Here is a 25,313-nt window from a genome sequence, read left to right as displayed (position 1 = left end):
AGATGAGCGATACCGCGCTGACCCATTGCCGCCTGATGGTGGCGACGCCCATTTATGAAGGCGCGCAGGGCACCTATGTCCGCGCGGCGCTCGACCTTGCGCTGCGCGCGCAGGCGATGGGCGTTGCGGTGCGGTTCGAATTCATCCTCTACCAGCCGTCGATCACCCGCGCGCGCAACATGCTCGCTGCGATGTTTCTCGCCAGCGACTGCACACACATGCTGTTCGTCGACGCGGACATCGATTTCTCGGCCGACGATGTCTTTTCGATGGTGCGCGCGATGGATGCGCATGGCGAGGTAGGCGTGCTTGGCGCGGCCTATCCGCGGCGGATGGTCAATTGGCGGAACGTCGCGCGCGCGGTGGAACTGGGGCTGGCCAAGGACAACCCCGCCGAGCTTGCGCGTTATGCGGGCGAATTCGCGCTGCATTTCCTGCACCCCGACCAAAGCTTCAGGATGACCGACCTTGTCGAACTGTCGCGGCTCGGAACGGCGATGATGCTGATCCGCCGCGATGTGCTCGAAGGGATGCACGCCGCCTTGCCCGAACTGGTTTTCCGGCCCGACCCGGCCGAGCGGCAGGCGCATGGCGTCGGCGAACTCGAACCCGCATTTTTCTGCCCGCTCATCGAACCCGAAAGCCAGGCGCTGCTTTCGGACGACTATGCCTTTTGCCGCCGGGCCCGCGACGCGGGCTTCCGGATATGGCTCGCCCCCTGGGTCCGCACGACCCATGCGGGCCCGACCGTCTTTTCGGGCACGCTCGCCGACACCGTCCAGCTTTTTTCTTCAAATCCAGCTTCTTCTCCGGAGTAGTTCATGCGTTATCTCCCCCTGACTTCCGATGATCGCGCCGCGATGCTCGCGACGATCGGCGCATCGTCGATCGACGACCTGTTCGTCGATGTCTCCGCCGAGGCGCGGCTCGACGGCCCGATCGCCGGCTTGCCGAACCATGCGAGCGAACTCGCGGTCGAACGCCATATGGGTGCACTCGCGCGCCGCAGCCGCGCCGCGGGCGAAGGTCCCTTTTTCCTTGGTGCAGGTGCCTATCGCCATCATGTGCCCGCCAGCGTCGATCACCTGATCCAGCGCGGCGAATTCCTGACCGCCTACACGCCGTACCAGCCCGAAATCGCGCAGGGCACGCTCCAGATGCTGTTCGAATTCCAGTCGCAGGTCGCGCGGCTGCTCGGCACCGACGTTGCCAACGCGTCGATGTACGACGGCTCGACCGCGTGCTGGGAAGCGATCGTCATGGCGCGGCGCATCACCAAGCGGGCGAAGGCGTTGCTCTCGACCGGCCTCCATCCGCATTACCGCAGCGTCGCGCGCACGATGGCCAAATATACCGGCGATGTGCTCGTCGACGGCGATCCGACGCTGGAGGCAGGTACCGATTGGGCCACGCTCGCTGACAGCATCGACAAGGAAACGAGCTGCGTCGTCGTGCAATATCCCGATATCCTCGGCCGCATCGACGATATGACGAAGCTCGCCGAAGCCTGCCAGGCCGCGGGCGCGCTGCTGATCGCGGTCGTGACCGAACCCGTCGCGCTCGGCCTCATCAAGTCGCCCGGCGAGATGGGCGCCGACATCGTCGTGGGCGAGGGGCAGTCGCTCGGCGTCGGGCTCCAGTTCGGCGGTCCCTACGTCGGTCTTTTCGCGTGCAAGACCAAATATGTGCGCCAGATGCCCGGACGCCTGTGCGGCGAAACCGTCGACGCGAACGGCAAGCGCGGTTTCGTGCTGACGCTGTCGACGCGCGAACAGCATATCCGCCGCGAAAAGGCGACGAGCAATATCTGCACCAATTCAGGTCTTTGCGCGCTGGCCTTCAGTATTCATATGACACTGCTCGGCGAAGCCGGGCTGCGCCAGCTCGCTGCGATCAACCATGGTCGCGCCAAGGCGGCGGCGGCCGAACTGGCGAAGCTGCCCGGCGTGTCGGTGCTCAACAACAGCTTCTTCAATGAATTCACCCTGCTGCTGCCGACCGCGGCGCGCCCGGTGATCCACAAGCTGGCAGAAAAGGATATCCTCGGTGGTGTCTCGCTCGGCCGCCTGTACCCCGACAATGCCGGCCTCGAAAACGGCCTTGTCGTCGCCGTGACCGAAACCGTGACCGAGGCGGATATTTCCGCCTTCGCCGCAGCCCTGAAGGAGGTGCTGGCATGACCGCGCTCAACCGCGCCGGCTGGCGCCCCGAAATGAATGTCGCCGGCGGCGCCGACGACAATGTCACCTTCACCGGCAACCGCGCACTGATGCTCGAAGAGCCGCTGATCTTCGAAATCGGCGGCAGCGAGACCACCGGCGTCGATTTCGATGAAACCATACCAGCTGCGGATTTCGGCGCCCTGGCGCGCACCGCGCCGATCGGCCTGCCGGGACTCAGCGAGTCCGAAACGGTGCGCCATTACACGCGCCTCAGCCGTCAGAATTATGCCATCGACCTTGGTCTGTTCCCGCTCGGCAGCTGCACGATGAAGCACAACCCGCGCCTCAATGAAAAGGTCGCGCGGATGCCGGGCTTTGCCGATGTCCACCCGCTCCAGCCGCAGGAAACGGTGCAGGGGGCCTATGCGGTGATCCACGAACTCGCCGAATGGCTGATCACGCTCACCGGCATGGACAGCGTTGCGATGTCGCCGAAGGCGGGCGCGCACGGTGAGCTTTGCGGCATCCTGTGCATCAAGGCGGCGCTTGAAGCGCGCGGTGAAGACCGCCGCGTGATCCTCGTCCCTGAAAGTGCGCATGGCACGAACCCCGCGACCGCGGCCTTCGCCGGCTTTACGGTCGAGGATATCCCGGCGACCGAGGAAGGCCGCGTCAACCTCGAAGCGCTGAAAGCGCGGCTCGGCCCCGATGTTGCGGGGGTGATGATCACCAATCCCAACACCTGCGGCCTGTTCGAGCGCGACATGAAGGCGATTTCGGACGCGGTCCACGCCGCGGGCGGTTATGTCTATTGCGACGGCGCGAACTTCAACGCGATCGTCGGCCGCGTGCGGCCCGGCGACCTCGGCGTCGACGCGATGCACATCAACCTGCACAAGACCTTCTCGACCCCGCACGGGGGCGGCGGCCCCGGCTCGGGTCCGGTCGTGCTGTCCGAAGCGCTCACCCCCTTCGCGCCCTTGCCCTTCGTGACGAAACAGGGCGACAGCTTCCGCCTGATCGAGGAAGAAAATGCGGGCGAGGATCATCCGCAGACCTTCGGCCGCATGACCGCCTTCCACGGCCAGATGGGCATGTTCACGCGCGCGCTGACCTATATCCTCAGCCACGGTGCCGACGGCCTCAAGCAGGTCGCAGAGGATGCGGTGCTCAACGCGAACTATGTGCTGCGCAGCCTGACCGACGTGCTCGACGCGCCTTTTGCCGAGTCGGGCCCGTGCATGCACGAAGCGCTGTTCAGCGACAAAGGCCTCGCCGAAGGCTTCTCGACGCTCGATATCGCCAAGGGGCTGATCGACGAAGGCTATCACCCGATGACGGTCTATTTCCCGCTCGTCGTCCATGGCGCGATGCTCGTCGAGCCGACCGAGACCGAATCGAAGGCGGTGCTCGACCAGTTCATCGGCGCTCTGCGCAGTATCGCGCTGCGGGCGAAGAACGGCGATCCGGCCCTCAAGACCGCGCCGCACTTCGCGCCCCGCGCACGCCTCGACGAGACGCTGGCGGCGCGCAAGCCCGTGCTCGCCTGGGAGGGCTGATGACCGACATGGCGCCCGGCCCCGACCGCCCCGAAGCGCACTCCGGTGCCGGGTGCGTCGCGGCCGGTGCGCTGTTCGCGATCGTCGCGATCCTCGGCTGGCTCATCGCGATCACGGCTTATGGGCTCGTCGTCGAGCAATGGGAGATGATCGAGGTCCGCCGCGAGTTCAGCTACGACTGGGCGTTCCTTTGGGCGCCGCTGTTCGCGATCGGGCTTGGCCTTGCCACCGCCCTGTTAGTCTCGCGGCGTGCATCGGCGGCGCGAATGACCTTGCTGATCACCGTCACCGGCGCCATTGCCGTGCTTGCAGGCGTCGTGCTGTTCGGGCTCGGCGGATTGATCTGACAGGGCGGGGGAGCATGCGATGAGCTGGGATACGATCTTTCTGTTGGCCAATTACTGGGCCTTTGCTGGCTGGATCGCGCTCGCCTTCCTGCCGCGCAGCCCGAAAATCCTCGCGGCGATCCTTTATGCGGGCGTCTTCCTGCTTTGCCTCGCCTATACGGTGTTGATTATCGGCTTCGTCACCGGCGGCATCGATCCCGGTGGCGCGAGCGGGGCGGATTTCACGACGCTGAAGGGGGTGATGAAGCTGTTCGACAGCCCCGGCGGGGCGACGATGGGGTGGATCCATTATCTGGCGTTCGACCTGTTCACCGGCATGTGGATCGCCCGCGACGCTGACCAGAAGGGGTTCAGCCGGATCGTCCAGTTTCCCTTCCTGTTCCTGACCCTGATGGTCGGCCCGGTCGGACTCTTCGCCTGGCTGATCGCGCGCGAACGCCGCGCGCGGGCGCAGGCCAAGGGCAAGTGACCGCGCAGCCGTGGATGCCGGGCGACGGCGATCCCGCCGCCAAGCGCCACGCCCCCGCGACCTTGCGCAACCGCGACGCGATTGCCGCGGTGCTGGCCGACTGGCTACCCGAAACCGGCACGGTGCTGGAGGTCGCGAGCGGATCGGGCGAGCATGTCGTCCACTTCGCCGCCGCCTTTCCGCATCTGGAATGGCAACCGAGCGATCCCGATCCTGCCGGCCTGATTTCGATCGCGGCATATCGCGCTGAAGCCGGTCTTGCGAATATCGCGCCGCCCCGCGCGCTCGATGCGTCGGCACCCGAATGGCCCATCGACCGTGTCGATGCGGTTCTCTGCATCAACATGGTCCATATTAGTCAATGGGCCGCCACTGTCGGGCTTTTCACACAAAGCGCAAAGCTTCTCCAGAAAGGCGCGCCGCTAATCCTTTACGGACCTTACTTTCGCAAGGATCACCCAACTGCACCCAGCAATTCGGCCTTTGACGACAGTCTGCGGGCGCGGAATGCGGAATGGGGTGTCCGCTGGCTGGAAGATGTGACCGAACTGGCTGAAGCCAAAGGTTTCGCGTTGGCGGAGATTCAGGAGATGCCCGCGAACAATCTGATGTTGCTGTATCTGCGTATGTGACGCCCGCGTGGGCGATCGCTGGGTGATTCCAGCATTGTTCATGTTGGTTAGTGCGCTGATGGGATTGGAAATTATGCAATCAGCTTACAGGCACGCAATTGAGGAAGGCTACCGCTTCTACAGCTATGGGGACGCAAGTCTGTTGCTGCCGAAAGGATAATGCGAAAGGCATTTTCGCAAGGCGATTTTCGACCTATTTCAAATAGGCACCTGCGTTCGCTGCGTTTTCAATCTCGTTGTGCACGATTCTGAGTAAATCTACGACCTTATCGCGGTAATCCGAGATTGTGCCCGGTTCGAACCGGAGCGAAGCCCCATGAGCTACGTGGTTGCGCCGATCCACAAGCTCTTTATCGATAAACTCCCTATATCCATCAAAAGGACGGCCATCAATTGCGATACAGGAGAGGCAGAAATCTAGGACCTCACAGTTAAGATTAGACTGGCCATTAATCCGATCAAAGTTTCCCCGTTTGAAAATTTTGTCGGGCTCAGATCGTATTGATACCAAAAATCTAGCGAAATTCTTTTCACCTGAAATCTGGTTGGACTTATATCTCTTTCGGACTGATATCGCCCAAAACTCTTCCTTTAGCAGGGATACATTGACGCGTTTTTCTGAAACAAACCCTAGATACGAATTTGCTGCGACAACAAAGTATCCTTCCCAGTGGGCATACAGCACGGGGATTGCGGCGCGAAGCAGCGCCTCTTGCCGCGTCCCACTTGCATCTTGGCAAGCCCTTACAAGCTCAGATAGCTCCCTGATTCTCCAAGTTTTATCCTCCTGTAGCCGCGAAGCAAGTAAGGTCTCAGGTGTCACGCCGAAAACAATGCGATGCCTCGGGGAATTGTGAATTGCACGCGGTCCGTACCAGCAATCCCGGCTGCGGAGAACTTCTTGGATTCGTCAGATTGCCAGAACTCTATAATTTGAGATTTGACGAAAGATGAAGGGTCCGGCTTCGATTTTATATTATCAAGGCATCGCAATATCCCGACCAAGATTATCTCGATTGACGTTCGTCCAATCCTGCCAGAAAATTCTCCATCTCGGTACGGGCGCAGGGCGTTGTAACCGCAGGAGTCGATCAGTATTTTCATGCCATCTTGGATTTTATCAAAAATCTGATCGATGTCTCCTTGGCTCTTCGAAGCAATATCTACCATTGCATTTGTGACAAATTCTTCGATATCCGTTCCAATTTTGTAATCTATAAACGAGAATGCAATAATTTTGCTTAAGTTATCGAGATGATTAGACTTTCTTATTGATGTTGGCCCCAAGGGGATTAGTTGCGAAAACTCTTCACTCTCAGCGAACGATTTCATCCTATCGAAGAAACTCTTATTGACCATTACTATGGCGCAGTTTCTTAGCTCTTGGTCGTTGGCTGACAGCCCGCCGCTGTTCAGTCTTTGAAACAGGTCAAATTTGCTCTTCGGATCGCTTTTCTTTTCTAAAAGTTGCACACCGATTTTTGTGCGCTTAATCGCGCGCTGCAGATCGGCGTCGAGAGCGTGATACAGATTGGTGTTGTCTACGAAATCGGCATCGTTGGCGCTCTTTTTCAGCGCGTCAATTTCCAAGCGCTTCTGCTTAAGTTCTTCAGACCAAAAAGCTCCCCGAAGGGAAGGGAGATATTGAGTTCCGATGAGGGCGAAAGGCACGTTGGCATCGTCGCTGTCGGGGTCCTTCAATTCCCCCATGAATTCAAGGATCGTCGATAATCGTTGTAGGCCGTCGATGACCTCCCACTTACTATTTGGAAGTTCGAAAACGAAAATTGAGGGCAAAGGGATGCGCACCAATATCGACTCGATCAGGCGGCTCTTTCGAGCGATATCCCAACGAAAAAGACGCTGAAAGTCTGGGTCAATCTTGACGTCGCCATCACGATAAAGATTTGCTAACTCGCCGATAGTGAGGCTGAAGGCGTCTGTGGAAACCTGTCTGGCAGCCTTATCAATCTCTTGTTCTAACGACATGGGTTTCTCCACAAATTTTTCGGTTCGGACGTAGATCGTTGTGAGCCAATTGTATAGCTCCGGCCGCCACGGGCGGCGGGGTGGCATATTCGGAAGTCCGCATGTGCTGCGAGGAAAGTGCCATCTTATATAGATTGGGCGTAAGGTCCCGCTAAGCCTTCATAAGCAGGACGTAAGGTTCAATCTCAAGCGCTTCTGCGATCCTACCGAGCGCAGCCACAGACGGGTTCCGCGTGCCTCTTTCGAGGTCGCTGACATAGCTGCGTTCCATTTCCGCCGCCGCCGCTAATTCCTCCTGGGTCATGCCCTTGAGCTTGCGGTGGTGCCGGACATTGACGCCGAAAAGCTGAACCACGTCCATGGGCCGATGTGGACGGAAAAACCATCCGTTTGGCGTAGTCAATTTAACGAAGCAGCTTTTCATCGTCTGGAACGGCGGCTCCGTGAAGCGAGTATCTTTGGTGCTTCGAATTCTTACCCATGCCTACCCATGCGACGGATTTGAACAAGTTGCCGTCAACGGCCCTCTTAAAGGCTTCACCGTGTGCGGTCGGGCTTGCAAAATATTCGTGATATTCTTCAGGAATTAAATCCCATGCGTCGTATATTCCGGCAGGTTTATCGTCGATAAACGCCTGCAAAAGGGCGACCTGATCATCAGTCAGCGGCATTGAAACTCTCCGAATGGTATTATGCAGCGGTTGTTCGATTGTGCGATGGCGGACGCTTAACAGCGGCAACATTGTAACCCCAATGTTAATCCAACAGGTCACCTAAACTGCAACTGAGCGCCGTTGCGACCCGCTCAACGACAGCGATCGTCGGATTCTTCACCACACGCTCAATGCCACTAATGTAAGTCCGATCGAGCCCCGCCTCGTCGGCGAGTGCCTCTTGCGACCAGCCACGCTCCTTGCGCAGTCGCTTCATATTCACAGCCAATCTTTGCCGGACATCCATCCTTCAGGGTGGGCCAGAATGTTGCTGATTGGACCACGGACGATGAATCTCATTTTTGCTAGTCTTGGCCAACAGCGTCGGTAATCTGAACCGTCGGTGATGGCCTCAACTTGCCCATGTTCGGGCATCACCAAAGGAGAGAAAAATGATTGCACAACTGAATCGCGCCGCCTTGGCGTTTTTGCTGACCCTTGGGCTTGCCGCCTGCGGTGGCGGCGATGACACCGCATCGAACGCCGTTGCCGAAACCCCTACGGAACGCGATCTGCCGACAGTGGCAATCGGTAAGTCGGCAAAGGGAAACGATCTCGAAATCACGATCAAATCGGTCGAAACGCAGTCGAAGGTCGGTGTCTATGGAATGGGACCAACGCTTAGTCCCGATGAGACGTTTGTCGTGGTTCGCTACACCATCAAGAACGTCGGTTCGGCGCCCGTCGATCGGGGGAACCAGCCGGACATCAAGCTCATCGACGGCAATTCTCAGGAATATGCGGAGGATGGAGAAGCAGAAATGTTGGAGGCGATAAAAAACAACGACGATACGGGCACGCTGAATCCCAACGTCACGTACAAGAAAACAGCGGTATGGCGGCTTGGAAAGGCATCATTTGATAAGGCGACGTGGCGGGTCAAGGTTCCTCTGGACACAACTACCGACGCCACGATCGAAAAGATCGCGCGCTGGCCACTGGATTCAAAAGCCCCGGCTCCCTTGATGTTCGCTCTCAAATGACGGGGCATCGCACCATCGGCCTGCTGGCCGCAACGCATGTCGCTGCGCTCGGCGTAGGCTATGGCGTCGCGACGAAACAGCCGGTCGACAGCGAGGTCAAACATACCGGCCTGTTCACCCTCGACACCAAGAAGGTTCTCGCCACGACGGTCGAAAGCCTGCGCGAGGAGAGCAAGCTGCTTGTTTTCAGCTACAAGGGCACGGCCAAGGTACAGGCCGGGCGCACCGTCCTTTGGTTGTTCGGAGGCGAGCAGGAACTCAGCGTTCCGGCCGTCGTCAGCTATTACCTCGATCTGTCCAACCTCAGCCTCGCCGACGTCAGCTACAACGAAAAGGCCAAGCTGGTGACGGTGAAACTGCCGAAGGTGACGTTGGGCGACATCGCCTTCCAGCCGGAGAACGCGACCACGATCAACGGCGGCGTGCTGACCTTTAGCGATGAGCAGGTCGAGGCGCTCAGGAAAGCGAACTACGCGAATGCCCGCCGCGCGATGGTGGCGCAGGCGCAACAACCGGGACTGCTCGACGCAGCAAAGCGGCAGGCCCGGACCAACGTCGAAAACTACTTCGCCATCCCGCTGCGTATCGCCGGTCTGCCCGACGTGAGGGTGGCCGCGACATTTTGAAAGGAAGCTTATGAGAAGAAACTACGTCGTCGCGGCGATCATAGCTGCGACAATTGCCGTCCCTGCAATAGCTGCCGACGTTGCCGGGTTGATGAAAACGCAGCCGGTGTTTTCGACCCAGACGAACAAGAATATGTACGATCTTGAGCGGTGCATGATCGAGGTCGATGCTCCCATCATGCCACACGTCTATCGTCAACCCGATCGCCCCCAGCGCACGTTGTTCGTGTGGGACGGTGGTGGCGGCGTCGGCGGTGTTAGCGCCGCTGCTCAACTGGACGGTACCGAGAACACGAAGATTACGTTCTGGGGCCGAGAGAAAATCCTGCGGCGCATTCAACCCTGCATCGATCTTGCCTACAGCGGCTGAATAACAGCCAAAACCTCAACCCAAAGGGCCTCCGGAAGAAATTCCGGGGGCCTTTTTTCTATTTGGAGAGCCCATCATGATTTCTATCCGAAGTACGGCCGACATGGCCCACGCATTGGCGTCACCGATCGACGCCGATTTGAAACGGCTGTTGGCGCTCAGGCGCGATCAGCTTCTTGACTGCGACGGCTATGATCTTGGCGAACTGGCCCATTTCGTTGTCGCGGAACCGCTCGACACGCTCGCCGCCATCGAGGGGGTGGTGGGGGTTCCACTCGCCGCAAATCTCGTGGACGGCAGCAATTACGGCGACCCCGGCTTCACCGCCAACTTCGAGTATGTCGCGCGTCACGGAGCTTGGTTCGAGGCGGTGATGATCCTCAGCGACGACGGCTTCGGCATTGTCCTTTTTGTCCCGGATCGATCTGACATCGACCAAACCCTGCTCGGGCTGGTTCGCGACCACGCCTGACACCTGCGTCAAGAGCATCAACCGCAAACGGCGTCCTTCGGGGCGCTATTTTTTTTGTCTGGAAAACATCATGCTTTCACTTCCCGACCGAGCTTCAATGGACAATGCGCTGACATTGCCGCTCCGCCATGATATCAAAATGCTACTCCAGCAAAGGATCGATCAGGTCGTTGACGACGGCCTCGAAGACTACACGCACATTGTCGTCCTGTGTCCGGGCGACACAGAAGTCGCGCTGAAAGCCGAAGTCCTTTTCTCGCCGCTGGAGCGGGAGGGCGTTCGCTTCGGCCAGCCGGGGTTCGAACCCTATTGGGATTGGCTACACAATCACGGTGGCTGGTTCGAATTGATTTATTGTGTCGGCAATTCGGGCTTCGCGTTCTTGCTGTTCCTTGAGGATCGTGAGGACACCGGATGGATCGACCTTGTGCAGCTCTGCCGCCGGGTGGGGGGTGGGGGTAGCAGGTGAGGTAACTTCTCGGCGGTTCTCGCTGAATGGGCGGGCGGGGTAGTTTCAGGGACAAAGTTCGCAACCCCTTGAACTGCCGCTGCTCGCCTCCATATGGCCACTCTGCTTCGTGCCGGTTGCCGGAATCGTCACAACGAAGCTTCGATAACTACACATTCTTCCTGACCGCATCGCGGACCCGGCATCATCAGTCCTTCAACTGACGGAAGAAATGTGTGACTCGTCGTGTCAGCTCCAAATCCCTTCAATCTTGGCTTTGCCAGATTAGTCCGCGCTGCGGGCTGGATTTCGCGCGCTCTCGCCGGATTCCCTCCTTCTCGATGCCCACAATCCTGCATCAGAGCAGGATTGTGCCTGGACTGATTGCGTACTCGCCTGAACCCGGATCGCGTCATTCGTTCGCACCGATCAGGTGAATCTTTCAATTCTAGGATTTACCAATGGATTCAATTCGTAAAGCTTCTCCACGACTTAATGACGGTCAGCGACCCGCGCCGAGCGAAGCAGACAGAAAGAAACCGACGCCCATACAAATGGCGCGCGCGGCCCATCTCGCATCCACGCATCTTAAGCGTCCTGCCGGGACCAACAAGATCGACACACGGTCCTTGCCCGATCAACCCGCTCACGGAAATGTTCCCCCATTGACCGTGGGCAATCTTCGTCATGTGCTGACGAAGTACGGGATTACGGTTCGATATAATGTCATCAAGAAAGACGTTGAGATCGTCCATCCTGATCACACCGGGACGATAGACAATGCGCTCAACGTGACCGAGGCCAAAATTGTCAGCTTGGTCGCGGCTCACGGCATGTCCACAACGCATGTCGGCGCTTTCCTTGTAGTGATTGCTGACGAAAATCCCTTCAACCCTGCCGAAGACTGGATTCGAAGCAAGCCGTGGGATGGCGTCAACCGGCTGCCTGATTTTTTCGAAACGCTTCAGGTCGAGGAGGGATACGACAAGAGCTTCCGCAATCTTCTGATGCGCAAATGGCTGCTGAGCGCGACTGCAGCAGCACTTCTGAAATCAGGCTTCAAGACCCGTGGCGTCCTAACCCTTCAAGGTGCGCAGGGGATCGGCAAAACCAGTTGGCTCAAATCGTTGGTGCCTGAACCCGCTCTCGCTGACTCTTTGGTGAAGCTTGACCACCATCTAGACGGCGGCAGCAAGGATTCCATTCTGACCGCTATCCGTCACTGGCTGGTCGAGATTGGTGAACTCGGGTCAACCTTTCGGAGAGATGTCGAACGTCTGAAAGGGATCCTGACCAACGATATCGACAAGGTGCGCCAGCCCTATGCAAAGCAGGATAGCACCTATCCTCGACGGACCGTCTTCATCGCGACGGTGAATGACGACACCTTTCTTGTCGATGGAACTGGTAATCGGCGCTGGTGGACCATCCGTGTCGCGTCGATCAACTATGCCCACGGCATCGACATGCAACAGGTCTTTGCACAGATGGCTCAGGCATTGGAATCGGGGGAAGTGTGGTGGTTAAACTCTTCCGCCGAAGAACAGCTCGATGCGATCAACCGTCAGCACATGGCGTCAAGCGTGGTCAGGGATTTAGTCCTATCGCACATCGACCATGAAGTGAAAGATCCCTCTGGTTCCCCGGCGTTTACTCCGACCGAACTGCTAAAATATGTCGAAATATCCAATCCCAGCAACGCGCAGGTCAAGGAGTGTGCCCAGTTGCTGCGCGAATTATTTGGTGAACCAAAGCGCATCAGGGGCAGCAACAAATGGCGCGTGCCGCTTCTGAAGGTAGGTTCTGTGCATGATGACGACAAACGGTCGGAGGCAAGCACCGTCCCGCTTCCACAAGGCAAAAGCAAGTTTGATTGAAATTCAATCGAACTGAACGCTGGTGCCAGTGACCGGGGCTTCGACCGAAAGTTGCCCCGGTTGCTACCCCACCCCCCACCACCGGCAGCGCTGGTCCGGCACCACGGTCGCGTAGGGGGAGGCGGGCAGGGAGGGGCATAATCGTCCGGCCGCTTTTCTCCATGCCACAGCGCCGATCCGGCCGTCCGGCTACCCCAACCCTTATCGACATTCGCCCCCGTCGGGCGACCTCAATCTATCGATCATCCAGAAAGGAAATTCGCATGCCTGTTGTTTCAATGGACGCCACGTTCGTCCTCACCGCGAGTTGCCCGCCCGGCAAACGCAAGGTGGATTATTACTCGGACAAGCTTTCCGGCTTCATCCTCGAAGTCAGGGCCAATGGCGGCAAATCGTTCCACCTTCGATACAAAGACACCTACGGCCGCCTCCGCCAAATTCGGATCGGACCCTATCCCGACATCAGCTACGAAAAGGCGAAGCGCGAAGCGTTGAAGCTTCGTTCGCGTGTTGTGGTCGGCGAAAGCCCGTTGGAAGACAAGCAGGCGAAACGATCGGTGCCGACCGTTGCCGAACTGTCAGTCCGCTATCTCGATTATGTCCGGACCTACAAACGCAGCCACGACAATGACGCGCGGGCGCTACGCCTTCACATCCTGCCCCGTTTCGGCAAGATGCGGCTGGATGAACTGGAACCCGAAGCGATCGCAGCGTGGTTTGGCAAGAAGGTCGAAGAGGGGCTTTCGCCTGCTTCGGTCAACTTCCTTCATGTCGTGCTGGGCTATATGTTCAAGCTGGCTCGACAATGGAACGTGCCCGGCGCCGAAGTGAACCCCTTGGGCGCGATTCCGCATTTCAGGGTCGACAATGCGCGCGAGCGTTACCTGACGGCGGCGGAAACGGAACGAGTAAAGGCAGCGATCGAAGCCAGCCCAAATAAGCAGCTCCGTTTCATCATCCCGCTGTTGTTGCTGACCGGCGCGCGAAAGCGGGAGTTGCTTGATGCGCGTTGGGAGCATTTCGATCTCGATCAACGGCGTTGGCGCATTCCGCACAGCAAGTCGGGAAAGGCGCGGCATGTACCCTTGTCGCAGTCCGTTTTGGACTTACTGGCACAAGTGCCTCGCTGGGATGACTGTCCCTTCGTGGTGCCGAACCCACAAACGAAGAAACCTTACAAGGACATCTTCTATGTATGGAACAAGGCCCGGATCGAAGCCGGTTTGCCCGATGTTCGCGTCCACGATCTCCGGCATACCGCCGCGAGCAACATGGTGTCGAACGGGCAATCCTTGTACGTCGTTGGGCAAATCCTCGGGCACGCTCGCGTGACCACGAGCCAGCGATATTCGCATCTCAGTCAGGAAAGCTTGCTCGTCGCTGTTGATGCCGGTGCTGCCGCCACCGGGATCGACTGGGCGAAATCCGCAGTCTGACCGTTCCGCCGTTTCGTCCAGGCCCGTTGATCCGGGGGTCTGGGCGGACGGTTGGAGGTAGCCAACTCGGCAGAAGCCACGTTCTGGCGCCAGCGGGCAAACGCATATGATGTGGCCTACACCGTCACTTTTACGTGGATCATCGGCAGCTTACCGCATAACCGTCTGTTTGCGACATGGGGAATCGTTGGGGGCAGTCTCGTGAAAGTTAGCCTACTTATTTTTGCAATGATCAGCGCCTTGGCCTCGACTGCTGACGCATTGGCATCGGTCAAGCACCCTTGCGAAGAGCTCGCGACAAACTCGGCGCTGGGGGAAATCTGGCCGGACGAATTTCAGGAGTTAATGGCTGCAGAGCGGCCCAAGGGCAAAGGCGTGTTTCAGCGAACCGTCGATTATGAAGCCGCAGAACGAAATAGGTCTTCAAGTTTTGCTGCCCGATCACCAATGTTCGCGGTGGTTTCATTCGCAGCTTGGAGCGACTTTTCATACGATGCAGATGCGGAAACTCTGACACTGCGACCCCAAAGCCTCAATCAGCCGCGCGACTGTTCAGATGGGAAATTTTGCAATCGTTTGTTCGGTTATGAAATGAAGCCGACCGGGGCGATATCTTACGGCCAAACCCTTCCGTCACTGTCATTCAAGATTGCGCCGGAGGTGATCGAGCCCATTGCCAAAAAACAACATCCATTCTTCTACTATGTCGTTTCGCCCGAGTATCCTTATGCCTCAGCAGATGGCAGCACCATGCCGGTCAAGCTCCATTGCGCGGCCCTTGTCGCCGACGAAGACGGCAGTATCCGAGACGAGGATGATCGACTGCTCGCCACATGGTTTCGGTCTGACGTTGGTCAGTCGGTTGACGCGTCGGCACAGTTTGCGCCGCGTGGTTGTGGCGTAAATGACTGCTCGAAATTAGGTAATATCGGTTGGGGCCTGCTCCGCGTGGGGGCAAGTTTCATATCCCTGCAGCAGCCGATGGGTTTGGATCCAATCGACCCTGAGAATGAGTTCTGGTGTGCGGTTGATGGTCATCAATGGCCTGACGGCTTGTCGGCGACCTTGGATTCTGATCGTCGCATTGACAGTATAAGCCTGACACATGGCCGGTCGATATATGCGCCCCAAATCTCAACCGAAAAAGGCATTCGAATTGGGAGTTCGCTAAAGGAAGTGCTCAAAGCATATCCCTCGGCGCGCGCCGCTCGCGAGAATGATGGTCAGACTGATTACGTCACCCTTGCCTCTCAAGGGGTGAAACTCCTTTTCAGGATATCGGGGGACCGAGTTTCGATGATCAGCCTTGGAACGTCGCCGGGTGCAGAACTCGATGGCTGTCCAGAGCAATAATCCTGCACGCCGCCGTTCCGCCGCTTCGTCAGAGCCACCTGATTCAGGGTGTTTGGGCGGACGGTGGGCGCGATTTTTGAACCGACTTTGCCAAGGCGTATCCACATCGAAACGACCAATCTGGAAGTCAGGACAGGGTGGGTAGGCGCTGGGTTCTATTCCGGCCGGACCGCAAAAGCAGGGCGAGTGCCTTGGGTTTCCTCAGAATATCGAAACGACTGCCTCATCTGGTCCATATCAGCCCGTGGCAGGCGACGCTGGGCTTGTTCGCCGGCGCGGCGCGGTTGCTCGCCGCGGGCGCGCCCCTGATCCTCTATGGCCCGTATATCGAACCCGATGTGCCCACGGCGGCAAGCAACCTGGCCTTCGACGCCAGCCTGCGCGCGCGCGATCCGGCGTGGGGGCTGCGCGACACCGATGCCGTCAAGCGCGTCGCCGCCGAGGTGGGATTCGCCTTTGCGGAGCGCCGCGCGATGCCCGCGAACAATTTGATGCTGCTGTTCCGCCGCACCTGACGGACCTGACAGGATCGACGATCGCCGCTTTACCTCGCGGGTACAGTCGCTAGCTTTCCCCCAATTGCGCGCAAAAGACGCGATTCGAGGAGAGAGTGCCGATGGGCCGCGATGTTTCGGAGCTGTTTACGTTCGACGAATTCCTGACGCATTGGGCGGGCGAGCGCCCCGACCGTGTCGGGCTGCGCGAAGAAGGGCGCGTCTACAGCTACGCCGAACTCGACGACCGCACCGCGCGCGCGGCATCGGCGCTGATCGCGGCGGGGCTGAAGAAGGGCGACCGGATCGCGTGGGTCGGCAAGAACAGCGATCTTTATTTCACCCTTTTCTATGGCGCCGCACGCGCCGGCATCGTGATGGCGCCGATCGGCTGGCGCCTGTCGCCGTCCGAATGGGCCTTCATCGTCAACGATACAGAGGCGAAGATCGTCTTTGCCGGACCGGGGTTCGAGGGGCTGGCGGATCAGCTTTCCGGCAAACTGAAGCATAACCCGGCGATCGTCGGCGCGGCCGACGCATGGGCGATGATCGACGGCGCCGACCGTGTGTCCTTCGAACCCTCGGGGGTGAATGACGCGGTGCTCCAGCTCTATACCTCGGGCACGACCGGGAATCCCAAGGGCGCGGTGCTGTCGAACCAGAATCTGTTCGCGCTCCGGAAGCATTCGAACACGCTCGATCTGCCCTATACCAAATGGGAGGATGACGAGGCCGTACTCGTGGCAATGCCGTGCGCGCATATCGGCGGCACCGGGCTCGGTATCATGGCACTCGCTGCGGGGCTTCCGGGCGTGGTGCTTGCCGAATTCAATCCCGACGGGGTGTTCGACGCGGTCGAGCAGCATGGGGTGACGCGCTTCTTCATGGTCCCCGCGGCGCTCCAGATGCTGCTGATGCATCCGCGCTGCGCCAGCGTCGATTACAGCCGCCTCAAATATATCCTCTACGGCGCCGCGCCGATCCCGCTCGAACTGCTGCGTCAGTGCATCAAGGTTTTCGGCGCGCAGTTCATCCAGGCCTATGGGATGACCGAAACGACGGGAACCATCTCGATGCTGCCGCCCGAGGATCATGATCCCGAAGGCAATGCGCGGATGCGTTCGGCGGGCAAGGCGCTCCCCGGGGTCGAAATCGTCATCCTCGGACCCGACGGCCAATCCGTCGCGACGGGCGAGGTGGGCGAGGTCGTGACGCGCTCGTCGAACAATATGCTCGGCTATTGGAACCTGCCCGACGCGACGGCGAAGACGATGACCGACGACGGCTGGATCCGCACGGGCGACGCGGGCTATCTCGACGCCGACGGCTATTTGTTCATCCATGACCGGATGAAGGACATGATCATCACCGGCGGCGAGAATGTCTATCCGGCCGAGGTCGAAAGCGCGATCTTCGGCCATCCGGCGGTGCAGGAAGTCGCGGTGATCGGCATCCCCGACCAGAAATGGGGTGAGACGGTGAAGGCGGTCGTCGTCGCGAAGCCCGGCACGACGGTCGAGGAATCCGATATCATCGCCTGGGCGCGCGAGCGTATCGCGCCGTTCAAATGCCCGCGCAGCATCGACGTGATCGACGCGCTGCCGCGCAACGCCAGCGGCAAGATTTTGCGCAAGGACCTGCGCGCCCCTTATTGGGAAGGCTATGAGCGGATGGTGAACTGACGGGGGCTTCGACCGGCCGCCGGACCGTGAGAATGTGAAAGCCAACCCATCCGGCGCGGCATAAAATCACCCCACATCCGGCCTTTCGCGCGACCTACACCCCTGAAAGGCCGATGCGTTTTCCTCGTTGGCGTTGCCATGCGCGAGGAACATGGGGGGGCTCCATCACATGGTGGAGCCCTTTTTTGTTGCGCGGAAACCGGCGCGCGCGGTCTCAGCCCGGCAGTGTATCGCCCTCGATTTCGGTAACGAGCCAATCGCGGAACCGCTGCATCGCGTCGCTCTCGCCGCGCGACATCAGGCGGGTGAGCCAATAGCGGCCCGCGTCGATCGTGATCGCAAAGGGCTGGACGAGCGTTTCGGCCGCGAGCTCGCGCGCAAACATCGAAGGCGGCGCAAGCGCGACGCCGAGGCCAGCCGCCGCGGCCGAAGCCATCAACGCCGAACTGTCGAATACCGGGCCGCGCAGCACCGGCGCGGGCACCCCGGCAGCGCCGAACCATAGCGTCCATTCGTCGGCGCGGTACGAGCGCAGCAGGCGCTCGTGGACCAGATCGGCAGGCGTCTTGAGCCGCGCCGCGATCGCGGGCGCGCAAACCGGCGTCATCGGCGCGGCGAGCAGCGGCTCGGCGTGCGTGCCGTGCCACGCGCCGTCGCCGAAACGGATCGCATAATCGAGCGCCTCGCCGGCGAGGTCGACGCGGTTGTTGTTCGTCGAGATTCTGAGGTCGATCGCGGGGTGCACGCGCGCGAAGCGATCGAGGCGCGGGAGCAGCCAGCCGGTTGCGAAGGTGCCGACGACGCCGACCTTGAGCGCCTCGCGAAAGCGGCCATCGGCATATTGGTCGAGCGTCGCGGCGACGCGGTCGAACGCGTCGGCGACCACTGGGACGAGCGCATGCCCCTCGTCGGTGAGTGCGAGCCCGCGCGGCAGGCGGTGGAACAGGCGCGTGCCGAGCCGGCGTTCGAGCTGCGCGACCTGATGGCTGACCGCGCCCTGGCTGACGCACAGCTCGATCGCAGCGCGCGTGAAATTGAGGTGGCGCGCCGCGGCCTCGAATGCGCGCAGGGCGTTCAAGGGGAGCTGGGCGCGGTCCATGCTTTACCATCAATTATTCTCATGGCTTTGTCGAGAAATGATCCTTTGTCGCGGCGCGCGTGCCTTGGCATTCCGGCGGTGAAGGGAGACAAATATGATCGAAGTAATCAGCCTGTTCGCATGGCTCGCCGCGGTGAGCGGGACCCCGGTTCCGACGGACGACCCGCTGACGCGGCCGATGGCGGTCGAGCGCGCGAAAGAGTGGCTTGCGCCGCAGCCGCCGGAGAAGATTTTCGGGACGAGCTATCTCGTCGGGTTCGGCGGGTTGAGCGTCGCGCTGATCGACACGGGCGCCGGGCTGGTGCTCGTCGACGGCACGTTGCCGCAGGCCGCACCCGCGATCCTCGCCAATGTCCGCAAGCTCGGTTTCGACCCCAAAGACATCAAATTTATTCTGAGCACCGAGCCGCATTACGACCATGGCGGCGGGCTTGCCGCACTGGCGCGCGATACCGGCGCGACCGTCGTGGCGAGCGCGCGCGGTGCCGAGGGGCTGCGCGCCGGCGCGCTGGCGAAGGACGATCCGCAGCTCGCCTTTGGCGGGAGCTGGCCTGCGGTGACGCGGCTGCGCGTGGTAAAGGACGGCGAGGTGCTGAAGCTGGGCAAGGTCGCGATCACTGCGGTCGCGACGCCGGGGCATACGATGGGCAGCATGAGCTGGCGTTGGCAGGCGTGCGAGGGAAAGACGTGCAAGGCGATCGTTTTCGCGTCGAGCCTCAACCCCGTGTCGGGGGACGATTATCGCTACACCGCGCCGGCGAGCGCGCCGATCGTCGAGGGGTTCGCGGCGAGCTATCGCAAGATGGACGCCATGCCCTGCGACGTGCTGATCTCGGCGCATCCCGACAATGCGGGCCCCGGCCGCTACAACGATACGCCCGGCGCCTGCCGCGCCTATGCCGACCGGTCGCGCAAATTGCTCGCGAAACGGCTGGCCGACGAGAAGGGCGGCGCGAAGTAGCCATCATTATCGGCGCCTTTTCAACCTTGTAAGCCCCCGCAATCGCGCTAGGATCGCCCCGGTTCCAGACGCGGCGACGGGGGCTTGCAGATGCTGAAAACAGGCGTTTTCCTTGGCCTTTTGGCGATGGGCATGGATGTCTCGATGCCGCCGCCGCGATTTGCCCCAGACGGACAGCCGACCCGCACGCTGCTGGGTTGGATGCCGGGTGAGGTGCAGTGCGACGGCGCGCAGGTCGGCCATGTCATGCTGCGCCGCCCGCTGGGCGAACTGGGCTTTGGGGTGCCGGTCAAGGCGCCGTCGATTTCCTTTACGTTCGAGATCGATGCTGCGGGACGGCCGCTGTCGATCGCGCGCGATAACGGGGCGTCGACAGGCTTTTCCGGCGATGCCGCTCCGGCGCTCGCTGCAAGCCGTTTCGCGGCGGGCGCACGCAAGAATTGCCGCATCGCCTATGTCGCGCACGCTGTGCCGCTCGGCGACGCCCCAATCGAGGATCTGGTGTCCTATTCGATCACCCCGACCTCTGGACGGCTGCCGAAGGAGGGATGGGACCGGATCAAGGCCGGGGGGGATTGCACCGCCGCGCCGTATCCGCAACCTCTGCTGCGCGCGTTCCCGGATTTCGACAAGCTGCCCGGCACGCCGGGGGTCAGGGACTGGTCGCTCGTCGCCTATGACACCGACGCCAAGGGCGCCCCGGTTGGGATGAAGACGCTGTTCGGCACCGGCAACAAGGCGCTCGACGCGGCGGCGCGCAGGGCGGTCGGCGATTCGCGTTTCACGGGCGGGGTGCGGACGGGTTGCCGTTATCCTTACTGGAAGGCGCCCGAAATACTCGCCGCGCCGCCGGCCCCCGCCGAAGAAAGTGCGCGCCCCGCGGGCAGCAATTGCCCCGCAAAGACGCGCTGGAACCGGCCGCTCGCAACGCAATTTCCCGAACCATGGCGGCGCCGCTCGATCGAGGGTTGGGCGATCGTCACTTATGACATCGCGCCCTGGGGCGGCGTCGGCAATATCAAGGTCGTGGCGGCGCAGCCCGCCGCCGACTTCGGCTATGCAGCGCAGACGATCGTACAGAATGCCAGCGCCGCGCCATCGCCGCAGGGCGCGACGGGCTGCGTCGAGACGGTTCGTTTCGCGATGGGGCGCCGCACCGCCCCCGCAATGATCGAAGAGCCAGGTGGGGTCGAGATTTTCTGACACCCGTCAGGGACGGCCAGGCGGGTTACCCTAAGGCGTCTCGATGGGGCGGATCATCAGTCCGCGACCACCAGGCAGGCCTGTCCGCTCTTGCTCACGGCGGCGCAGAAGCTCTCGGCTTCGCCCTTGTTCGCAAAGCCGCCGGCCTGAAGGCGCGTGAGCTTGCCGCTCTTGACCAGATAGGGCTGGCGACCGGCAAAGGCGGCGTTTTTCTTTTCGAGCGTAGCCCAGAGGTTGCGGGCGTTCGCCTCGACGCCAAAGGCGCCGAGCTGCGCGCGCCAAGGGCTTGCGGTGCCGCTGTGGACGCGAACCGGTGCCGGCGTCGCCGCCGCAACGGCGGTCGCCTTTGCGGGTGCGGCTTTGGGTTCGGCGGGCTTGGGCGCGGGCTTCGCTGGCTTGGGCTTCGGGGGGAGCTTGCCGCTTTCGGGCGGCGCGGCATAGGTCGTGCCGGGCTGGCCGGTCGCGGCGACGGCGTCGGCGGTCGCTTCGGCGGCCGCCGCGGCTGCGGCGCTCGCGGCGGGAGACGACGGCACCGCGACGCTGCGGACCGGTTCGGGCGCGGGCTTCGCTACGGGCGGGGTATCGATCACCGGCGGCGGTGTGTAGCTGGTGCCGGGCGCCGAAGCGGGCAGGCTCGCGACCTTCACGGGGGAGGCCGAGGCGGGCTTGGCGGCAGCGGGCGGCGCCGCGGCGTTCACCGCGGCGAGGCGCGCGCGCTGTTCGCCCTTTTCGATTTCGGGGATCATCGCAAGCCCGCGCTGGCGCTGGTCGAGCGGGATCAGATTGTCGAGCTGCGCAAGGCGCGCCGAGGCGATGCCGAGCCCTGCGTCGCTTGCGCGCTTGGTCAGCGCATAAGCGCGCGGCCAGTCTTTCGCCGCCAGATCGCCGTTGAAGTGCGCGGTGCCGAGAACATATTGCGCGCGCGGTTCGCCGCGCGACGCCGAAGCGAGGATGAAGGGCATCGCTTCTTCGCGGCGGTTCGCGGTGAAGAGCACGAGGCCGAGATTATCCTCCGCCTGCAAATGACCCTGTTTCGCGGCGCGGCGATACCATGCTTCGGCCTGTGCCATGTCGGCGGGGACGCCGCGACCCAGCTTGTACGCCTGGCCGAGGTTGAACTGTGCATCGGCATCGCCCGCGAGCGCGAGCGGACGCCACTCGGCGACCGCAGCCTGGTAATTGCCTGCCTGCCAGGCATCGACGCCTTCCTTGACGTCGGCATGGGCCGGCGCCGCGAGCGTCGATACCGCGATCAGCGGCGACGCCAGCAGGGCGATGGTGCGGAATGAACGCATCTTATTCTCCAATGACTTGCGCCGCGCCATGGCGGCCGCAGTCCCCGGATGCTTCATAGCGCCAATTGGCTAACACCGCGTTAGCGACAAAAGCGGGCGCCGCGAACCTGATCCGTTTTGGGACAAGTCCATATTAGGCCGCTGTTTACCATAAGTGCGAGGGAGTCGTTCACTCTCTTTTTATCATCGTTAACCCAATTTTAGCGCCCCGCATGGCATCCCTTCGCCGAATATTGGATTTTCCGAGGGGGTAACGCAGTGCGCGTATTGGCATTGGCTTCACAGAAGGGCGGGTCGGGTAAGACGACGCTGTCGGGGCACCTAGCGGTGCAGGCGCAGCTTGCGGGCGCAGGTCCGGTCGTCCTGATCGACATCGATCCGCAGGGCTCGCTCGCCGATTGGTGGAACGAGCGCGAAACCGACCTTCCGGCATTTGCCCAGACCACCGTCGCGCGGCTGGCCTCCGACCTCGAAATCCTGCGGCAGCAAGGCTTCAAGCTCGCGGTTATCGACACCCCGCCGGCGATCACCATGGCGATCCAGAGCGTGATTTCGGTTGCCGAGCTGATCGTCGTCCCGACGCGCCCCAGCCCGCACGACCTACGCGCCGTCGGCGCAACCGTTGACCTCTGCGAACGCGCGGGCAAGCCGCTGGTGTTCGTCGTCAACGCCGCGACCCCGAAAGCGAAGATCACCAGCGAGGCCGCGGTCGCGCTGTCGCAGCATGGCACCGTGGCCCCCGTCACGCTGCACCACCGTACCGATTATGCCGCGTCGATGATCGACGGTCGCACGGTGATGGAGGTCGATCCGAACGGCCGCTCGGCCGACGAGATCCGCCAGCTCTGGACCTATATGAACGATCGCCTCGAAAAGAATTTCCGCCGCACCGTATTCGCCGCGCCGATCCCGACGCAGGGTAATTATGGCGCGGTCCGCCCGATGGGTGGTGGCTTCGGCCGCCGCATCGCTGGTCAGTGACGGGAGCGGGAACCATGGGCGAACCCAAACCCCTCGCATCGCTGAGCGCAGGCCTCCTTGCCCGCAAGGGCGGCGCGCGTCCCGCCATGCGCCGCCAGCCGCTCGGCAGCGGCCCGGCCCCCCTCAACAGCGGTGGTTATGACGACCTTGGCTGGAACGACATGGGCTATGATGTCGATCCCGACCAGTCGGCCGAACCCGCGCGGATGCTCGACCTGAAACCGTTGCTGACGGGTTCGGTGCTGGCGCATAATGTCGAGGCCGAACATGCGGTCGACGATGGCGCCGGTCACGAATTCCCGGCAGGGCTTTCAAACGATTTCAACGGTTTGACCGACGATTACGGTGCCGACCAGTTCGAAGCCGAAGCGCCCGAAGTCCCCGAAATCGTCCGTCAGCAGGAATCGCTGATCGAACGCGTCGCCGCGGTGGCGCGCAAGGTCGAAGCGCGTCCCGAGCCGAAGCCGAAGAAGGAAAAGGCGCCCCGCGCGCTGCGTGCCCGCGAAAAGGCCGCCTTCACGCTGCGCCTCGACGCCGAACGCCATCTGCGCCTGCGCCTTGCCAGTGCGGTGACCAACCGGTCGTCGCAGGTGATCCTGACCGATTTGCTCGACGAATATCTGTCGTCGCTGCCCGAAATCGACGCGATGGCGAGCCGCCTGCCGGCGGCGCGCCCGCCGCGCCAGGCGCAGCGTTAAAGAAAAAGAGGGGGAATCGTCATGAACCGCAAGATGCTGATGAACCTGGCCGTTTCGGGTTTTGTCCTGAGCGTGGCCACCGGATGCAGCGGCATGGGCAAGATGGCCGACGCGCCGTCGCGCGCCGCCGGCAAGCCAGCGATCGCCGCCAAGTCGGCCGACCAGGCCCGCGTGGCGCTCGAAGCGGGCAAGGCCAGCAAGGCCGTCGGCCTCGCCGAAGCCGCGGTGGCGGGCAGCCCCCGCGACGCGGGCTATCGCGCACTCCTCGGACAGGCCTATCTGAACCACGGCCGGTTTGCGTCGGCAACCGCGGCGCTGACCGAAGCGGTCGAGCTCGGCGCGACCGACAGCAATACGATCCTTTCGCTGGCGCTGGCGCAGATCGCGCAGGGCAAGAATGCCGACGCGGTCGCGCTCCTTACGCAGCACCGCGACACGGTGCCGGCGTCGGACATCGGCCTCGCGCTCGCGCTTGCGGGTGACAGCGAAGGCGCGATCTATGTGCTGAGCGAAGCTGCACGTGCCGAAGGCGCCAGCGCGCGCACGCGGCAGAATCTCGCGCTGGCTTTCGCCCTTTCGGGGCGCTGGGCGCAGGCGCGTATCCTGGCATCGCAGGACCTGTCCGCTGCAAAACTCGAAGCGCGGATGGCCGAATGGTCGAAACTGGCCGAACAGCCGAGCGCGCAAATCCGCGTCGCGAGCCTGATCGGGACGAAGGCGCAGCAGGATGCCGGCATGCCGGTGCGCCTTGCACTCAGCAATTTCGGGGAAACCCAGCTGGCCGCCGCCGCGCCCGCGGTCGAACTCGCGAGCGCCGACCCGGCGCCTGTCGCCGCCTATGCGCCGCCGCCGCCGGTTCTGGCCGATGCGGGCAGTGCGATCCGCAGCGTCGAACTTCCGATGCCCGAACGCGGCGCCGACGGCGTGGTGCCGGTGACCGAGCTGCCGCAGCCGAAACCCGCGGGCGAAGTCATCCTCGCCGATGCGGCGCCCTACCGCGCCGCACCGCGCGTTGCAGGCGAGGGGCGCATCCGCCCGGCGCAGAAACAGGCGCTCGAACTCGCAACCGTGCTGATCCCGAAGGCGATGGGTTTCGATGCGAAGAAGCCGAACGGCTGGGCCGTGCAACTCGGCGCCTATGACAGCCTCGGCATCGCCAAGGAAAAATGGGGCACGCTGAAAAAGCGGAACGGGGTTCTCGCGAATTTCCCGGCGTCGAGCCATGCCGCGACGGTGAACGGCCGCAATTTCTATCGCCTGACGGTGAACGGCCTCGCGACGCGTGCCGACGCGACGAGCCTGTGCAACCAGCTCAAGGCGCAGGGGCAGACCTGCTTCATCCGCGCGATGGGGGGCAGCGAAAGCATCCAGTGGGCGGCGAAGGGCAGTCCGCTGCGTCTCGCTTCGCGCTAAGACAGATTACCCGAATTTGGGGGGAGGGGCGTGGTCGCGAGACCGCGCCTC

At 61.7% G+C, this 25,313-nt stretch carries 27 protein-coding genes and 2 pseudogenes; 22 read left to right on the top strand and 7 right to left on the bottom strand.

Annotated elements, in window-relative coordinates; all coding sequences use genetic code 11:
- Nucleotides 1–2 precede the first annotated feature (2 nt).
- The 7 genes and pseudogenes from VGN62_RS20535 to VGN62_RS20505 all read left to right on the top strand — a co-directional run.
- A complete protein-coding gene (locus VGN62_RS20535; RefSeq protein WP_327457445.1) occupies nt 3–818 on the top strand; it encodes a glycosyltransferase in 816 nt (271 codons plus the stop codon).
- Nucleotides 819–821: 3 nt separating this feature from the next.
- The gene (gene gcvPA, locus VGN62_RS20530; RefSeq protein ID WP_327457443.1) at nt 822–2,180 is read left to right on the top strand and encodes an aminomethyl-transferring glycine dehydrogenase subunit GcvPA; all 1,359 of its coding nucleotides are present in this window, start codon (nt 822–824) and stop codon (nt 2,178–2,180) included.
- Between the two features lie 32 nt (nt 2,181–2,212).
- Nucleotides 2,213–3,721, top strand: a complete 1,509-nt coding sequence (gene gcvPB, locus VGN62_RS20525) for an aminomethyl-transferring glycine dehydrogenase subunit GcvPB (protein ID WP_327457766.1) — start codon at nt 2,213–2,215, stop codon at nt 3,719–3,721.
- A complete protein-coding gene (locus VGN62_RS20520) occupies nt 3,721–4,068 on the top strand; it encodes a hypothetical protein (protein ID WP_327457441.1) in 348 nt (115 codons plus the stop codon). The genes gcvPB and VGN62_RS20520 overlap by 1 nt, the downstream gene beginning before the upstream one ends.
- A 19-nt stretch (nt 4,069–4,087) precedes the next feature.
- Nucleotides 4,088–4,537, top strand: a complete 450-nt coding sequence (locus VGN62_RS20515) for an ABA4-like family protein (RefSeq protein WP_327457439.1) — start codon at nt 4,088–4,090, stop codon at nt 4,535–4,537.
- A 14-nt stretch (nt 4,538–4,551) separates the two neighbouring features.
- A complete protein-coding gene (locus VGN62_RS20510; protein ID WP_327457764.1) occupies nt 4,552–5,169 on the top strand; it encodes a DUF938 domain-containing protein in 618 nt (205 codons plus the stop codon).
- 34 nt (nt 5,170–5,203) lie between these two features.
- Nucleotides 5,204–5,329, top strand: a pseudogene (locus VGN62_RS20505) (S-adenosylmethionine:tRNA ribosyltransferase-isomerase); the annotation flags it as partial.
- A gap of 33 nt (nt 5,330–5,362) precedes the next feature.
- Here the strand turns inward: VGN62_RS20505 and VGN62_RS20500 are convergent.
- From VGN62_RS20500 to VGN62_RS20480, 5 genes are all read right to left on the bottom strand, one after another.
- A complete protein-coding gene (locus VGN62_RS20500; protein WP_327457437.1) occupies nt 5,363–5,992 on the bottom strand; it encodes an MAE_28990/MAE_18760 family HEPN-like nuclease in 630 nt (209 codons plus the stop codon).
- Nucleotides 5,989–7,158 (bottom strand): DUF262 domain-containing protein, encoded by a 1,170-nt coding sequence (locus VGN62_RS20495; protein ID WP_327457435.1) that lies wholly within the window; start codon nt 7,156–7,158, stop codon nt 5,989–5,991. Before VGN62_RS20495 ends, VGN62_RS20500 begins: the two co-directional genes overlap by 4 nt.
- 151 nt (nt 7,159–7,309) lie before the next feature.
- Nucleotides 7,310–7,519 carry a helix-turn-helix transcriptional regulator gene (locus tag VGN62_RS20490; protein WP_327457433.1) on the bottom strand — a complete coding sequence of 70 codons (210 nt, stop codon included), beginning with the start codon at nt 7,517–7,519 and terminating at the stop codon, nt 7,310–7,312.
- Between the two features lie 43 nt (nt 7,520–7,562).
- Nucleotides 7,563–7,829 (bottom strand): hypothetical protein, encoded by a 267-nt coding sequence (locus tag VGN62_RS20485; protein WP_327457431.1) that lies wholly within the window; start codon nt 7,827–7,829, stop codon nt 7,563–7,565.
- A gap of 85 nt (nt 7,830–7,914) precedes the next feature.
- Nucleotides 7,915–8,088, bottom strand: coding sequence for a helix-turn-helix transcriptional regulator (locus VGN62_RS20480; RefSeq protein ID WP_327457429.1), 174 nt, complete (start codon nt 8,086–8,088; stop codon nt 7,915–7,917).
- A gap of 175 nt (nt 8,089–8,263) precedes the next feature.
- Here VGN62_RS20480 and VGN62_RS20475 point away from each other — a divergent pair, with 175 nt between their 5' ends.
- From VGN62_RS20475 to VGN62_RS20430, 10 genes and pseudogenes are all read left to right on the top strand, one after another.
- A complete protein-coding gene (locus VGN62_RS20475; RefSeq protein ID WP_327457427.1) occupies nt 8,264–8,854 on the top strand; it encodes a DUF4352 domain-containing protein in 591 nt (196 codons plus the stop codon).
- The gene (locus tag VGN62_RS20470; RefSeq protein WP_327457425.1) at nt 8,851–9,480 is read left to right on the top strand and encodes a DUF4230 domain-containing protein; all 630 of its coding nucleotides are present in this window, start codon (nt 8,851–8,853) and stop codon (nt 9,478–9,480) included. Before VGN62_RS20475 ends, VGN62_RS20470 begins: the two co-directional genes overlap by 4 nt.
- Before the next feature lie 10 nt (nt 9,481–9,490).
- Nucleotides 9,491–9,850 carry a hypothetical protein gene (locus VGN62_RS20465; RefSeq protein WP_327457423.1) on the top strand — a complete coding sequence of 120 codons (360 nt, stop codon included), beginning with the start codon at nt 9,491–9,493 and terminating at the stop codon, nt 9,848–9,850.
- A gap of 103 nt (nt 9,851–9,953) precedes the next feature.
- A complete protein-coding gene (locus VGN62_RS20460) occupies nt 9,954–10,322 on the top strand; it encodes a hypothetical protein (RefSeq protein ID WP_327457421.1) in 369 nt (122 codons plus the stop codon).
- The gene (locus VGN62_RS20455) at nt 10,261–10,791 is read left to right on the top strand and encodes a hypothetical protein (protein ID WP_327457419.1); all 531 of its coding nucleotides are present in this window, start codon (nt 10,261–10,263) and stop codon (nt 10,789–10,791) included. Before VGN62_RS20460 ends, VGN62_RS20455 begins: the two co-directional genes overlap by 62 nt.
- A 440-nt stretch (nt 10,792–11,231) precedes the next feature.
- A complete protein-coding gene (locus VGN62_RS20450; protein WP_327457417.1) occupies nt 11,232–12,647 on the top strand; it encodes a VapE domain-containing protein in 1,416 nt (471 codons plus the stop codon).
- Nucleotides 12,648–12,910: 263 nt separating this feature from the next.
- On the top strand, nt 12,911–14,083 hold the full coding sequence (locus VGN62_RS20445) for a tyrosine-type recombinase/integrase (RefSeq protein WP_327457415.1): 1,173 nt from the start codon (nt 12,911–12,913) through the stop codon (nt 14,081–14,083).
- A gap of 51 nt (nt 14,084–14,134) precedes the next feature.
- Nucleotides 14,135–15,436: a hypothetical protein gene (locus tag VGN62_RS20440; RefSeq protein WP_327457413.1), complete on the top strand. Its 1,302-nt coding sequence runs from the start codon at nt 14,135–14,137 to the stop codon at nt 15,434–15,436.
- Nucleotides 15,437–15,660: 224 nt separating this feature from the next.
- Nucleotides 15,661–15,951 (top strand): annotated as a pseudogene (locus VGN62_RS20435) (DUF938 domain-containing protein); the annotation flags it as partial.
- Between the two features lie 101 nt (nt 15,952–16,052).
- Complete coding sequence (locus VGN62_RS20430; RefSeq protein WP_327457411.1) at nt 16,053–17,612, top strand: fatty acid--CoA ligase; 1,560 nt, start codon at nt 16,053–16,055, stop codon at nt 17,610–17,612.
- Between the two features lie 214 nt (nt 17,613–17,826).
- Here the strand turns inward: VGN62_RS20430 and VGN62_RS20425 are convergent, their stop codons facing one another.
- Complete coding sequence (locus VGN62_RS20425; protein ID WP_327457409.1) at nt 17,827–18,711, bottom strand: LysR family transcriptional regulator; 885 nt, start codon at nt 18,709–18,711, stop codon at nt 17,827–17,829.
- A 94-nt stretch (nt 18,712–18,805) separates the two neighbouring features.
- On the opposite strand from VGN62_RS20425, the gene bla reads away from it, so the two are divergent.
- Together bla and VGN62_RS20415 are read left to right on the top strand one after the other, a co-directional pair.
- On the top strand, nt 18,806–19,672 hold the full coding sequence (bla, locus tag VGN62_RS20420) for a subclass B3 metallo-beta-lactamase (protein WP_327457407.1): 867 nt from the start codon (nt 18,806–18,808) through the stop codon (nt 19,670–19,672).
- 90 nt (nt 19,673–19,762) lie between these two features.
- Complete coding sequence (locus VGN62_RS20415; protein WP_327457405.1) at nt 19,763–20,875, top strand: TonB family protein; 1,113 nt, start codon at nt 19,763–19,765, stop codon at nt 20,873–20,875.
- A 56-nt stretch (nt 20,876–20,931) separates the two neighbouring features.
- On the opposite strand, the gene VGN62_RS20410 is transcribed toward VGN62_RS20415, so the two are convergent.
- Nucleotides 20,932–22,170 carry an SPOR domain-containing protein gene (locus VGN62_RS20410; protein ID WP_327457403.1) on the bottom strand — a complete coding sequence of 413 codons (1,239 nt, stop codon included), beginning with the start codon at nt 22,168–22,170 and terminating at the stop codon, nt 20,932–20,934.
- Nucleotides 22,171–22,428: 258 nt separating this feature from the next.
- Between VGN62_RS20410 and VGN62_RS20405 the strand changes: the two genes are divergently transcribed.
- From VGN62_RS20405 to VGN62_RS20395, 3 genes are read left to right on the top strand one after another with little or no spacing between them, the layout of a single operon-like run.
- Nucleotides 22,429–23,151, top strand: a complete 723-nt coding sequence (locus tag VGN62_RS20405; protein WP_293642937.1) for a ParA family protein — start codon at nt 22,429–22,431, stop codon at nt 23,149–23,151.
- A gap of 14 nt (nt 23,152–23,165) precedes the next feature.
- Nucleotides 23,166–23,849 carry a hypothetical protein gene (locus VGN62_RS20400; RefSeq protein WP_327457397.1) on the top strand — a complete coding sequence of 228 codons (684 nt, stop codon included), beginning with the start codon at nt 23,166–23,168 and terminating at the stop codon, nt 23,847–23,849.
- A gap of 21 nt (nt 23,850–23,870) precedes the next feature.
- On the top strand, nt 23,871–25,262 hold the full coding sequence (locus tag VGN62_RS20395; protein ID WP_327457395.1) for an SPOR domain-containing protein: 1,392 nt from the start codon (nt 23,871–23,873) through the stop codon (nt 25,260–25,262).
- Nucleotides 25,263–25,313: the final 51 nt, after the last annotated feature.

Origin of the sequence: Sphingopyxis sp. (assembly GCF_035998905.1) — a bacterium.
In the GTDB taxonomy this organism is placed as follows: domain Bacteria; phylum Pseudomonadota; class Alphaproteobacteria; order Sphingomonadales; family Sphingomonadaceae; genus Sphingopyxis.
Note: the sequence above shows the minus strand (reverse complement) of the source record. Positions and strands in the feature narration are given on the sequence as shown.